The 12440-nt window shown below is 51.7% G+C and carries 10 protein-coding genes; 3 read left to right on the top strand and 7 right to left on the bottom strand.

All coding sequences use genetic code 11. The annotated features are described in order from the left end of the window. From B3P58_RS19535 to B3P58_RS19515, 5 genes are all read right to left on the bottom strand, one after another. Positions 1-3084: a PilC/PilY family type IV pilus protein gene (locus B3P58_RS19535; protein WP_286719931.1), complete on the bottom strand. Its 3084-nt coding sequence runs from the start codon at positions 3082-3084 to the stop codon at positions 1-3. A 55-nt stretch (positions 3085-3139) separates the two neighbouring features. Then, positions 3140-3694, bottom strand: coding sequence for a pilus assembly PilX family protein (locus B3P58_RS19530; RefSeq protein WP_286719928.1), 555 nt, complete (start codon positions 3692-3694; stop codon positions 3140-3142). A gap of 140 nt (positions 3695-3834) precedes the next feature. Continuing rightward, positions 3835-4392 (bottom strand): GspH/FimT family pseudopilin, encoded by a 558-nt coding sequence (locus B3P58_RS19525; RefSeq protein ID WP_286719926.1) that lies wholly within the window; start codon positions 4390-4392, stop codon positions 3835-3837. A 170-nt stretch (positions 4393-4562) separates the two neighbouring features. After that, positions 4563-5906 (bottom strand): sigma-54-dependent transcriptional regulator, encoded by a 1344-nt coding sequence (locus tag B3P58_RS19520; protein WP_286719924.1) that lies wholly within the window; start codon positions 5904-5906, stop codon positions 4563-4565. Positions 5907-5937: 31 nt separating this feature from the next. Next, a complete protein-coding gene (locus B3P58_RS19515; RefSeq protein ID WP_286719922.1) occupies positions 5938-7464 on the bottom strand; it encodes a sensor histidine kinase in 1527 nt (508 codons plus the stop codon). A 115-nt stretch (positions 7465-7579) separates the two neighbouring features. Between B3P58_RS19515 and B3P58_RS19510 the strand changes: the two genes are divergently transcribed. Next, positions 7580-9202 (top strand): NAD+ synthase, encoded by a 1623-nt coding sequence (locus tag B3P58_RS19510; RefSeq protein WP_286719919.1) that lies wholly within the window; start codon positions 7580-7582, stop codon positions 9200-9202. 59 nt (positions 9203-9261) lie between these two features. Here B3P58_RS19510 and B3P58_RS19505 read toward each other — a convergent pair whose 3' ends face one another. Next, entirely contained in the window at positions 9262-10083 is an 822-nt protein-coding gene (locus tag B3P58_RS19505) for an outer membrane protein assembly factor BamD (protein ID WP_145469706.1), read from the bottom strand. A 158-nt stretch (positions 10084-10241) separates the two neighbouring features. On the opposite strand from B3P58_RS19505, the gene rluD reads away from it, so the two are divergent. Both rluD and pgeF read left to right on the top strand, forming a co-directional pair. Further along, positions 10242-11195, top strand: a complete 954-nt coding sequence (gene rluD / locus B3P58_RS19500; RefSeq protein ID WP_286719915.1) for a 23S rRNA pseudouridine(1911/1915/1917) synthase RluD — start codon at positions 10242-10244, stop codon at positions 11193-11195. Further along, positions 11182-11913, top strand: a complete 732-nt coding sequence (gene pgeF, locus B3P58_RS19495) for a peptidoglycan editing factor PgeF (protein WP_286719914.1) — start codon at positions 11182-11184, stop codon at positions 11911-11913. Before rluD ends, pgeF begins: the two co-directional genes overlap by 14 nt. Before the next feature lie 7 nt (positions 11914-11920). Here pgeF and B3P58_RS19490 read toward each other — a convergent pair whose 3' ends face one another. Continuing rightward, positions 11921-12388 carry a DUF4124 domain-containing protein gene (locus B3P58_RS19490; RefSeq protein WP_230332722.1) on the bottom strand — a complete coding sequence of 156 codons (468 nt, stop codon included), beginning with the start codon at positions 12386-12388 and terminating at the stop codon, positions 11921-11923. Between the last annotated feature and the right edge of the window lie 52 nt (positions 12389-12440).

The following is a 12440-nucleotide window of genomic DNA, read 5'->3' as shown; positions in this document are numbered from 1 at the left end:
TCAGTTTTCCTTCCAATAAGTCTGCTGGAAAGCATTGAAGTCGCCACTTACCGGGGTAATTTCTGTACCAATAGCAATCACTGGTTCAGATGGTTTCTTGGTTGCTGGGTCGGCAGGAGGAAAAACCAGAATAGGTTTAGGCACAATACCGCCCTGATTCAAGTCAGTAGTGGTGACTTTTCGTTCAGTTGTTTGTGGGCTGCTTAAAGGCTCAATTTTAATCAAACTGGCCTGACCAGTATCTGGTTCACAACCGATGTTCACCGTTGAATCAGATGGCCGGAATGTTGGAATATAAATTACATTATTAACCGTGAGTGTTGTACTTAACACCTTCTCTCCGGATCTGGTCAGTTCGTAGTAAAAGCCATTACGTATTTGGCTGTAACTTGCACTGGAGAAATTTTTGTAATTCGCCAGATCAGTAACAGATTTTTTACTGTAACCGCTGGTCGGAACACTGGTGGTATTAAAGTCATTAATTACAAAAATCTTGTCCTTAACGCTGGTGCTCAGTGGGCCTGCGCGGAAACCAGAGCCTATCGCGATTTGATAGCGCCCCTCTTTTTTGGCAATAACATTGGTTGGGTCGCTTGGATCGACGGTTTCAAACAGGCCGTAGTCGGTATAAACCACATCCGGTTGGGTATAGAAGCGAATGTTGCCGGATTCTGTGCCATCATTAAAATCGGCAATTATCCCGCCGGTCGCAAAGTTATTGGCGCTGGTATTGCTACTGTCAATATCGAACCGCCAGATTCGGCCACCCACATCGGCCGCATAGATTAAATCAACCGTTCCATTGCCATCGTTATCAACCAGTGTAAGGTCTCCGGCAAAGCTGGACTTCATATCGCTTAGACTTAAACCCTGACTGTTGGTTGAACGGCCAGTTGCTTTCCAGAGCAAATCAAACGCTTTACCGTTACTGTCAGTGGTCGCTTTAACCATATAAATAGCATTGCCCTTATCATGGGTGATACGGGTTTTGGCATTATCTTCGTCTGTATCGTAGCCACCGCCAAAGAAGAAGACCGGTGTTTTTATACCTTTCCACATGACCGTAGCAGAAGTCATCTTGGACCAGGTCTGGCCAAGTTCCTCAAATCCGGAATCACCACTATTTATCTGACTGACAAGTTTCGGGGCGGTTTTCTTTGAGATGTCGAGCAGGTAGTAGCTGGATCCACCGCGGCGCATACCTGCGGCCAGATAAGCCGTTTCACCACTTTCAATAACACGGTTGGCGTTAGTGTCGAGGTGAGACAAGCTAAGAGGCCCATCTAATCCGTAAGCTTTCAGATATTTACTGATACCTTTTTGGTAAACGGCGAGATTCGGAAGAAGTTCTTTAGGAATATATGCCCAGTATTCTCCAGGAGTGTTTTCATCCGGATTGATAGCTTGCAGATATCCAGCATTATTGCCGCTGAACAGAACATCAGTCAGAGTATCGCCTTCTTTATAGGTTACCAGTATTGGGTTTCCATGCAGAGGATCGGCCATACTGCCTCGGGCCGTTGTTAATGGGTCGGTTGCCGTTGGATCAAGCCCTTGTGCCCACTGAAGAATCTCTGTTCTGTCTGCGGAGGTTAGGGTCATTGTACTGGGCAGTAATCCGGACAGCATACTGGTAGAAATGTTACTTTCATTAACTAAATCAGTAATGTCACCCGTACCACTTAGTTTTGTTATAACTTTCCTGCCAGCAGGCAGATGCTTTGCAATACCTCCACTGGTTACTTTGGATCCATCAGGATCACCGATAGTCCAATAACTTTTGGCGGTATCTTTGAAGAAGCCAGTAGATGAATCAATGGCTGGGTCACCGTTTACATCAAGAATTTGTCCGGATGAATTCATGCGGTAGCGTTTAATATTTCCAGACCACCCGGGGCGTTCGGATGGCTTAAATACGGAGTAATATAACTCGTCTCTGTGCTCAAGACTGTTGAAGGCATTTACTGCAACAACTGGCGCTGCAAAGTTGCCTGCTGAATCGGAAATGGATCTGAAGATTAGATCAAGCGCTTTTGCAAGCTTATCTTCATCATCAGCTTTTTGGTAAATACCGTTTCCATGCTCAGCCATCTTTTTGAGCATGGTATTGGCAGCATCATTAACATTAAAGCCACCTACAGTATGAACATAAATCGGCTGATCAGTTTCCTTGGCATTAGGGTCATTAACGCCCGTCAGTTTGCTGTCTGTGAAATGGTCAGTATGTTGCAGCCAATAAGCCAGTTCTTCTGCACATCCACCGCTGCCACTACAATCTTTATCAAGATCGGATGGCAGATTGGACATGTTTTTAATCAAGCCATTGATCGTATCGTTGACGCCTTGGTCACTCGACGGCAAGCCATCTGTAAATAGTACAATGTGGTTTGATTGGCAAGTGTCGGTAACAGGTGATATATAATTGCCACCAGAGATAATACTTGATGGGCTGTTAGGTAGACGATTGTTTACAGTGTCATAATCATGCCCGTACTGATATGAGTATTTAACACATACCCGATCTCCCCATTTCCACTTCCATTGACTACAATATTCTGTATATCTTGCGGTTGCTCTTTCATAACTGCTACCTGATGCAAGATTGCCATACACAGGTTGTTTGCCTAAAAGAAATAAAGCTGCTTCATATACACTCTCCGTCATCGGCGTACCGCCTGCACCATGAAGGGAATCAATTGCGCTGGTAACTAAATTAAAATTAGTTGCTTTCGATATGTCCAGTGCCGGAGTTAATAAATAGCCGCCTTCTGCTGTTGTTCCCCCATCACCTTTCATATCTGTGAAGCGGAGAATGGTAAGGTTTACTCCTTTGCCCTCCGCATACAAGTTTTGAATGGCTTTCTTTGAGGCTTGCTTTGTTATATCGAGTCTCGACTTCTTTCCAGTAGCGGCTGGAACGTCACCATCAGTATCGCCAATCATACTGCCGGAAGTATCGAAAACAAATACCACATTAGGGTTAATGCGCCCATTGGTACTGCGATAAATTTCAGTATCGTCGGCATAGACAAAGCGGCCACTGAATAGTCCAAAAGCAATAAGAGACAACCAATAAAGTTTCATGGTTTCTTACCTCGGGTTGGTAAAAATTCGGGATTAATAAAAAGAGTTACAAGAATCATTGGCCAGTTCCTCCGGGAATCAGGCGGCGTACGCCAATTTCCTGAGATTCACTGATTGCACCATTTGTACTGACGGTAGAAACATTGAGCGCCGCGTGCATTACCGAGCAGCCATTACCGCAGCCTCCTTTGCCTTTCAGGTAAAAGCTTGTTCCCGGAGGAACGGGGAGATTACGGGCACTGGCCGTTATGCCACCAGTGGAAATACTCTTGCTGTTGAACGAAGGCTGAGTGAGACTGGCCTTGAATTCGGTAAAGGGATTGAATGAGGTATTGGTCGCAGGGTCAGCCAGGGAGGCTTTGTAGAGACTTTCAGCTTTGATCAGTATGTCGTTTTGCAGTGCGCCATTATTTTCCATTTGATCATACAGATAGTTCAGTGTGCCTAATGTAGCGTTGGTAATCTCCTGCTGATGCTGCAGATTACTGATCATCCGGATCTGAACCGTGGATCGCTGCATAGCGACCATCGCACCGAGAGTGATGGCAGTCAGAACGGCGAGGCTGACCAGAAGTGCGGAGCCTTTTTGATGACGGAATCGTGAGTTCATATCTGTATCCGGTGGTCGGAGTAAGGGAAACGTCTGAGTGTACTTTAGGCAGTTCTGCTGTTGTGGAGAACCCCCGCAAGACAAGCGGTCATAGTAGATAGACCAGTGGTTATCAGACTGAGACTCAGTTCACGATCAATTCAGCGACATGGCACATTTTGGCCAGATGCAGTCTCTTCTATGCCATCTGCGTCTGTATCGAGACCACGCCGGATACGTCCCATTCTGGAGATTATGAATGCAGCTCCGATAGGTTTACTTCCGGGAAAACAATAGCCTAAAGATCCGTTGTGGAATCCGGAAAATCCCCGGGGGTCAAAGCTGATAGAGCTGCCGGTATAGCTTCTGAAATCGTTACCAGCCCGGGTTGGCTCCAGCTGCTGTAGCAGGTGTTCGCCACTGTCCAGCTGGTTATTCTCATTCGGGTCGAGAAATATACTGAGTTCTGTATTCCAGTCCTGGCCGCAGCGCTTGCTGCTGTCGAGAGGGCACATTGTTGTTCGTTGCAGATTATTGATTGCACTTGCGCGTGTATAGCTGACTGCCTGTTGTAGTTCAGATATGCGTTGTCCGGCAGTCAGGCGTTCTGTAAACCGGTTAAAGGCAGGCATGCCGACAAAGAGAAGCAGGCTTGCAATAAGGGTTGTTGTTATCAGTTCAACAAGCGTAAAGGCTTTGATGTGTTGATTGGTATGCATAGTAACTCCTGAGTCCGTTCGGGAGATGAGTGTTGCCGGCGCCTGTCCATGGCGCCGCTTTCAATACTCTAGTGTCCGCTATGCTGGTGTCACTCAGACCTGAGGCTGAAATTTTGTTTTTCGGTTCAGTCTCAGGCCTGATTTCAGAGCTGCTTTAACGATCCGGAAATTTAATCTATCTCCAGTTTTTTACAGCGGTAACGCAGCGCGCGGAAGCTGATGCCGAGCTTTTCGGCGGCGGCGGTTTTGTTCCAGCGCGTGGCTTCCAGCGCCTGGGTGATGGCGCGGCGCTCAATGTTCTCGAGGTAGGCTTCGAGGTTGTTGGTTTCAATACGCGGATTGCTGCTGTCTGGCTCTTCGCTGATCGGTTTGCTCAGGCTCAGGTCACTGAGGCCGATGCTGTCACCTTCGGCAAGGGTGACGGCACGCTGCAGGATATTTTCCAGCTCACGTACGTTCCCCGGATAGTGGTAGGCCAGCAGTGCCTGCTGTGCGTTTTCTTCCAGCATAATCTCCGGCATGCCCCATTCCTGAGAATATTTACGGATGAAATGCCGGATCAGCATTGGAATATCTTCTGCCCGGTCGGCCAGACGCGGTACGTTAATCTGGATCACGTTAAGACGGAAATATAAGTCCTTACGGAATTCTTCGGCTTTGACCAGTGCTCCAAGGTCTTTGTGGCTGGCGCAGAGTATGCGCACATCGACCGGTGTTTCAAATTCGGAACCAACGCTGCGCACCGCTTTTTCCTGAATTACGCGCAGCAGTTTGGCCTGCATATCAAGTGGCAGTTCGGCGACTTCATCAAGGAACAGGGTGCCGCCATTGGCTGCGCGGAAAAAACCGGCCTTTTCGCTGCTGGCGCCGGTAAAACTGCCTTTGGCGTGACCGAAGAATTCGCTCTCCATTAAATCACGTGGGATGGCTCCGCAGTTTACCGCAACGAACGGCTGCTCCATGCGGGCGCTTTGGTGATGAATCAAACGTGCTACCAGTTCTTTACCGGTGCCGGACTCTCCGAATATAAATACCGGTGCCTGGGTGCGGGCCACTTTGAATATTTTTTCTTTCAGCGTGCGCATGCCGTCTGATTGGCCAAGCAGGCCGTCGGCAGAAGGCAGGTTTTCAATATTGGCCGGCACCTTGGTCAGCTGCAGGGCAGCTTTGACCAGTTCACGCAGGCGGTCGGTATCCAGTGGTTTGGCCACCACATCGAAGGCGCCGGCTTTCAGCGCGTTGACGGCGAGTTCCATATTGCCGTAAGCGGTGATCATGGCGACCGGCATGTCCGGATGGCGGGTGTTACACAGCTGAATCAGATCCAGGCCGTTACCATCCGGTAATTTCATATCCGTGATGCAGAAATGGTAAGGACGTTCCTGCAATAACGTCAGTGCTTCGCTGACACTTCCTGCCTGATAACAATCCAGTTCCATACGCTTCAGCGTCAGTGCAATCAGGGCACGGATGTCGGGTTCGTCGTCAATAATCAGGGCGGCAAATTTATTCATACAACAGTGTCCGTTCTGTGGCGCAATTGGCTCAGGATGTTCGCATTATGATGCGGAAGCAGGTTCCGTTGGGTATCGGATGATACTGGATATGGGCCTGGTTTGCTTCGCACAGTTCGCGGCATAAATAGAGTCCGAGTCCGGTGCCATTATGTTCGGTGGTGTAAAAGGGTTCAAACAGGTGGGTGCGCTGTTCGGCCGGAACACCACTGCCATTATCGATAATATCCAGCTGTACCTGACGTTCATTTAAGGTTTGGGCGATAAGAGTGAGGCGCGCATTATCCGGTGCAGATTTAATCGCATAGCGCAGACCATTGGCACACAGGTTATGCAGAATCTGTTGCAGATGATCCGGATCGAATTGCACCAGCAGACTGTCGTTGCAGTGCACGCTGAAATGAAAGCTCTGACCGCTGGTCAGGTTGCGGAACTGATCGTGAAAATGCTGCAGCCAAGGGGCCAGACGCAGGGTTTCGGCAACGGCTTTATTGCGTCTGGACAGCTGCAGAATATCCTCGATGGTACGGTTGATACGCATGCAATGTTGTTCAACGATCTGGGTCAGTTGCTGTTCACTTTCCTGCAGATAGGGTGTTTCTGCCAGCAGCTGTGATGCCTGGCGCAGGGCGCTGAGCGGATTGCGTATCTCGTGGGCGATGGAGGCGGTCAGACGCCCTAATGATGCCAGCTTGAACTGTTGAGCCTCGGCGGCAATGCGTGCGGCTTCTTCAACATAAATCAGATAATCACCGGGCTCGGAACCATTCAGAGCCACACGACGGAACATCAGTTTTTCGTTACGCACTTCAATAACCTGATCGGCTTCGGCTTTCAGTAACGCCGGTGGCAGCGGTGCCCCTTCTGCGAGGCTGAACCACTGCCGCGCCTGTTGGTTATAAAACAGAATGTGATCATTGATATCACAGGCGATGACGGCGTTGGGCAGTTCCAGCAGTGCCTGCTGGCTGAAACGCTGCAGGCGTTTGATGCGTGTCGCCTGATCAGAGGCCAGGGTTAAGGCACTGTTCAGACGACGTGACAGTGTCTGGGTTAACCAGGCGAGGATAAAGCATAAAAAGCCATACAAACCGGAGTTTACAATTTCCTGGGTGTTGTAGTTACCGGGCCAGAGGTGCTGAGTATAAAACACGGCAATGGTTGTCCAGGCGGCTACCCCATAGCCGAGAACGCCGGGAGCCAGCAGGTTGGACATCATGACCGGAATCAGAATCAGGCTGGAAAAGCCGGTATCCAGACCGCCGGAGGCGTGCATCAGGGCAGCCAGAATAACGATTTCAGCAAAGACATAGCTGGTGGCCTGCTGGGGGTCCGGTTCGCGGTTGGCAATCGCGGCAAAACCTGAGGCGACAATCACATAGATTGATGATGCCACCAGAAAAATATGTGGCAGCTTGCCACCAATAATTACGTTCTGCAGGTCGATAGCATCAGTAATGATCAGCAACAGGGAAAGGAACAGCGAATAATAGCTGTAAAAGCGCAGCAAGCGGTTGCCACGTACAACCAGTTCAGTGGATTTAAACCAGCGTGCCACAGGGGCTCCTTAAGTATAAATATCGGGCGAAAAGCGCCGGCCAGTGCGTTGATGATTGCTTCGGCCCGGTAATTTTTCGACAATACGCGCAAATTCGTCAGGGTAACCCGAGAGTATGTCACAGTCACTTACCATCGCATTGGCACAGCACAACTTTCTGGTCGGAGATATTTCCGGCAATGGCCAGCGTATTGTTGAGGCTGCACAGCAGGCACAACAGCAGGGTGCGCAGCTGGTGGTATTCAGCGAGCTGGCGGTAACCGGTTACCCGCCGGAAGATTTATTACTGCGTCCGAGCCTTCAGCCGCGTGTAGAAGAAGCTTTACAGCAGATTGCTGCTGCCAGCCATAACATCGCCATCGCTGTGGGTTTCCCGTGGCGCGAGCAGGGCAAGCTCTATAACTGTGCCGGTGTCTGGTATCAGGGCGAATGTCTCGGGCGCTATGCCAAACAGTGCCTGCCGAATTATCAGGTATTTGATGAGCAGCGTTATTTCAGCGCTGGTGATCAGCCCTGTGTTATTGATTTGTTGGGGCATCGTATCGGCCTGACCGTCTGCGAAGACGTCTGGCACCAGGGGCCGGTGGAGCAGAGTGCTGTAGCTGGTGCGGAAATGATTCTTAACCTGAACGCTTCGCCCTTCCATCTGGGCAAGCATGGTGAACGCCTGACTCTGCTGCAGCAGCATGCCCGCAGTCAGAATGTACCGCTGCTGTATGTGAATCAGGTCGGCGGGCAGGATGAACTGGTGTTCGATGGCGGTTCCTTTGCGGTTGCCGCCGATGGTGAGCGCGTGCTGCAGATGCCATCCTTTAGCGAATCGCTGGCACTGGTGAATTACCACTCGGGTAAGCTGCAGGCGGTTTCAGCACAGTCGGCAGAGCCGGACAGTGAATTGGCCAGTCTGTATCAGGCACTGGTGCTCGGTGTGCGCGATTACGTCAATAAAAACCGTTTCAAAGGGGTTTTGCTGGGGCTGTCCGGTGGTATCGACTCCGCGCTCACTCTGGCCATTGCGGTGGATGCGTTAGGTGCCGAGCGGGTGCAGGCGGTGATGATGCCGTTTACCTATACCTCTGGCATGAGCAAAGAAGACGCGGCAGAACAGGCCGAAACCATGGGCGTGCGCTACCAGTCGATCTCCATTGAACCCATGTACCGTGAATTTATGGCGGCCCTTGCTGGTGAGTTTGCCAGTCTGCCGGTGGATACCACCGAAGAAAACCTGCAGTCACGCTGTCGCGGTGTGCTGCTGATGGCGATGTCGAATAAAAGTGGCTACATGGTGCTGACCACCGGCAATAAAAGCGAAATGGCGGTGGGTTACGCCACCCTGTATGGCGATATGGCCGGTGGTTACGGCGCTTTAAAAGACGTCTACAAAACCAAGGTATTCGCCCTGGCGGAATACCGGAATTCCATCTCGCCGGTGATTCCACAGCGTGTGATTGATCGTCCGCCATCGGCGGAACTGGCGCCGGATCAGAAAGACGAAGACAGCCTGCCGCCGTATCCGGTGCTGGATGCCATTCTTGAGCGTTATATTGAGCGTGATATGAGTGCCGAAGCCATCATCAGTGCCGGTTTTACCCGTGACGACGTGCTGCGCGTGCTGCGTCTGGTCGACGTTAATGAATACAAGCGCCGTCAGGCACCCATTGGAGTGCGCGTAACTCAGCGTGGCTTTGGCCGTGACCGCCGTTATCCGGTGACCAATGGCTGGAAAGCCGGAATTTAATCCACAAAAAAGCCCGCAATCGCGGGCTTTTTTGTGTCTGTATATTTGTCGCTGGCGGCTCAGTCCAGCAAACCAAAACTGATGATGTTCCAGAACGAACGGCGGTCAACCATAGCCAGGCCGCTGTCTTCAAATTCACCGTCTTTTAATTGCGGATGCTGCGGGTAATTCAGCTTCAGCAGTGCCAGTGCCTGTTCTGATTCTTTATTCAGACCCAGCAGGCGGTAGGCTTCAACCTGAATCGCCAGCGCATCGGCAACGGCCGGGGTTTTCTGATAGTGCAGCAGAACGTTCTCACAACGGTTGGCGGCCGCCAGATAAGCATGGCGCTTCATATAATATTGCGCCACTCCGATTTCATGGGAGGCCATACGCTGCTGCAGGTACACCATGCGCGCCCGGGCATCGGCGGTATACGGGCTGTCGGGGAAGCGGATCAGCAGGTCGGAGAAATGGTTGAAGGCATCCTGCATGGGTGTTGGGTCACGCTGGGCGATTTCGCTGTCAAAATAACGCTCGGCAAAGGCAAAACCCATCTCATAAGTGGCTAGGCCGCGCATGTAATAGGCGTAATCGACCTGTTCATGCAGAGGATGCAAACGGATAAAACGCTCGGTGGTGGCCAGTACCGCTTCCAGGTCAGACATCATGTACTGAGCGTAAATCAGCTCCAGCTGCGCCTGCTCGGCGTAACGCCCGAACGGATAGCGGGATTCCAGCTGACGCAGCTTTTCGGTGGCCGACAGAAAGTTATTGTTATCCAGCGACTCGCGCGCCTGTTCGTAGTACTCACGCTCAGTCAGTTCCTGAGGTTTGTCGGGGTTTCCTGAGCAGGCGCAGAGTAGCAGGGTAAAAATAACCAACAGCGAACGGGAGTTCATGGAGTGCATTCCTGATTGTCGATATACTTGGCAATGTGCCGGTTTACGAATGTGCCGTATTAAAACACAGTCCCCGCATAGCCCCAACTGACAGCACTGGCTGTTAGCGGGATACAGCCGATCGTCGCGGCAGCCATACAGCTAATCTCAGAGAGTTTATGTCCAATCAGATTTCAAACAGGGTAGAAGTTCCCTTCGATATGGGAAACAAGCGTCTTGATCAGGTCGCCGCCCAGTTATTTCCCGATTATTCGCGTTCGCGTCTGCAGCAGTGGATCAAAGACGGCCAGCTGACGGTCGATGGCAAGCCGTGGCGCGGCCGCGATAAGCTCACTGGCGGTGAAACCCTTATTCTGGAAGCCGAGCTGGCGCCTGAGGGGAACTGGCAGGCGGAAGATATCCCGCTCAACATCATTTATGAAGATGATCACATCATGGTGATCAACAAACCTGCGGACCTGGTGGTGCATCCGGCTGCCGGTAATCAGGACGGCACGCTGCTGAATGGCTTGCTGCATCATTGCCCACAGCTGGAGAATATCCCCCGTGCCGGTATCGTGCACCGTCTGGATAAGGACACTACCGGTCTGATGGTGGTCGCCAAAACCCTGCAGGCACAGAACAATCTGGTCGGTCAGTTGCAGGATCGCTCAATGGGGCGTGAATACGAAGCGGTGGTGCAGGGCGTGATGACCGGCGGTGGCAAAGTCGATCAGCCGATTGGCCGTCATGGTACCCAGCGTACCAAAATGGCGGTGAACCCTATGGGTAAAGAAGCTGTTACCCATTACCGTGTGCTGAAGAAATTCCCGACCCACACCTATATCCGCCTTAAGCTGGAAACCGGCCGTACCCACCAGATCCGGGTGCATATGGCGCATATCGGTTATCCGCTGGTGGGCGACTCCACCTATGCGGCGCGTACCCGTCTGACCAAAGGCATCGGCCCGGAGCTGCGCGATACGCTGCTGCACTTTGGCCGCCAGGCTCTGCATGCGCGCAAGCTGGGCCTGATTCATCCGGATACCGACGAGTGGATGGAGTGGGAAGTGGATCTGCCGCAGGATTTTATTCATCTTCTCGATGTACTCGAAGCCGATGCCGAGCGCTGAGTCCGGTCTGCTGATACCCGACTGGGATTTGCCTACGGGTATCGGTGCCGCGATTACCACCCGTGAGGGTGGTGTTTCTTTACCTCCTTACGAACATAACAATCTGGCTCTGCACGTTGCTGATGATGCGGCCCGGGTGCGGTTTAACCGTAAGCGTCTGTGGCAGCAACTGCCGGGCGTGCAGGGCATTCAATGGTTATCTCAGGTACATGGCACAACGGTGGTTAAAGCCTGTGGTGAATCTGTGGTGCCCGAGGCTGACGCGCAGTTCAGTGACCGTGCCGGGCTGGCCTGTGCCATTCTTACCGCCGATTGTTTACCGGTATTGTTCTGTGCTGCTGATGGCTCGCAGGTGGCCGCTGCCCATGCCGGTTGGCGCGGACTGGCGGCCGGGATTCTGCTGAACACGCTGGCGACCTTCCCTGATCCTTCTCAGGTGCGGGTGTATCTTGGGCCTGCGATTGGCCCCGACGCCTTTGAGGTGGGGCCTGAGGTACGTAAAGCCTTTGCCTGGGCGCCGGACCATTGTTTCCGTGCCGGGCGTGGTGATCGGGTGATGGCTGATATTTATGCGCTGGCGCGGCTGCAGTTATTGCAGGCGGGCGTGTCTGAGGTTGTCGGTGGTGGATTTTGTACCTTCAGCGATGAACGCTTTTATTCCTATCGCCGTCAGAGTCAGACCGGCCGTATGGCCAGCCTGATCTGGATACAGGCTTAATCCTGCCTTACTGATTACGGGTCTTGTTGGAAAAGGTCATATTGCAGTATTTGGCAATCTGCTCGTCTGCCAGTTTGATCTGCTGCGCCCGCTGTTCATCAGAGAGCGGGCGATATTCGCCATCTTCCTGCTTGAAGCGGGTGCTGTAGTTGGTGCTCACCACTTCTTTGTGTTTCCGGGCTTTGGCACAGGCTGCTTCGGCTTCGGCTTTACTCACCTTCGGCTCGCTGCTTTCACTGGTTTCTGTCGCCGTTTCTTTTTCTTTACCGGTGTTGATTTTATAGCCATCGACTTTGTCGGCGGGTTTGCTTACCCGCACTTTATATTCTTCAGTATTTTTAGCCTTGTCGGCGGGAGGCAGGCTGGAGAAATGGGTCTGACCATTTTCATCCACCCAGCGGTACATTTTGTCGGCCTGAACCGTCAGGCTTGCACAAGCAAGCAGCAGAGCGAAAAAAGCAGTAAAAAAACGCATAAAACACATCCGTTGTTAGGGCCTGTTACCACTAATTAAACAGGCCTGTTAT

Source organism: Thalassolituus sp. UBA2009, from assembly GCF_002335285.1.
In the GTDB taxonomy this organism is placed as follows: Bacteria; Pseudomonadota; Gammaproteobacteria; order Pseudomonadales; family Oceanobacteraceae; genus Venatoribacter; species Venatoribacter alkanivorans.
The sequence above is the reverse complement of the archived record's forward strand: the minus strand, read 5'-3'. Positions and strand labels throughout refer to the sequence as shown.

Bases quoted from the DNA above. Each gene is read 5' to 3' on its own strand.
- B3P58_RS19535 (WP_286719931.1), bottom strand. From the start codon at position 3,084: ATGAAACTTTATTGGTTGTCTCTTATTGCTTTTGGACTATTCAGTGGC.
- B3P58_RS19530 (WP_286719928.1), bottom strand. From the start codon at position 3,694: ATGAACTCACGATTCCGTCATCAAAAAGGCTCCGCACTTCTGGTCAGC.
- B3P58_RS19525 (WP_286719926.1), bottom strand. From the start codon at position 4,392: ATGCATACCAATCAACACATCAAAGCCTTTACGCTTGTTGAACTGATA.
- B3P58_RS19520 (WP_286719924.1), bottom strand. From the start codon at position 5,906: ATGAATAAATTTGCCGCCCTGATTATTGACGACGAACCCGACATCCGT.
- B3P58_RS19510 (WP_286719919.1), top strand. From the start codon at position 7,580: ATGTCACAGTCACTTACCATCGCATTGGCACAGCACAACTTTCTGGTC.
- B3P58_RS19505 (WP_145469706.1), bottom strand. From the start codon at position 10,083: ATGAACTCCCGTTCGCTGTTGGTTATTTTTACCCTGCTACTCTGCGCC.
- rluD (WP_286719915.1), top strand. From the start codon at position 10,242: ATGTCCAATCAGATTTCAAACAGGGTAGAAGTTCCCTTCGATATGGGA.
- pgeF (WP_286719914.1), top strand. From the start codon at position 11,182: ATGCCGAGCGCTGAGTCCGGTCTGCTGATACCCGACTGGGATTTGCCT.
- B3P58_RS19490 (WP_230332722.1), bottom strand. From the start codon at position 12,388: ATGCGTTTTTTTACTGCTTTTTTCGCTCTGCTGCTTGCTTGTGCAAGC.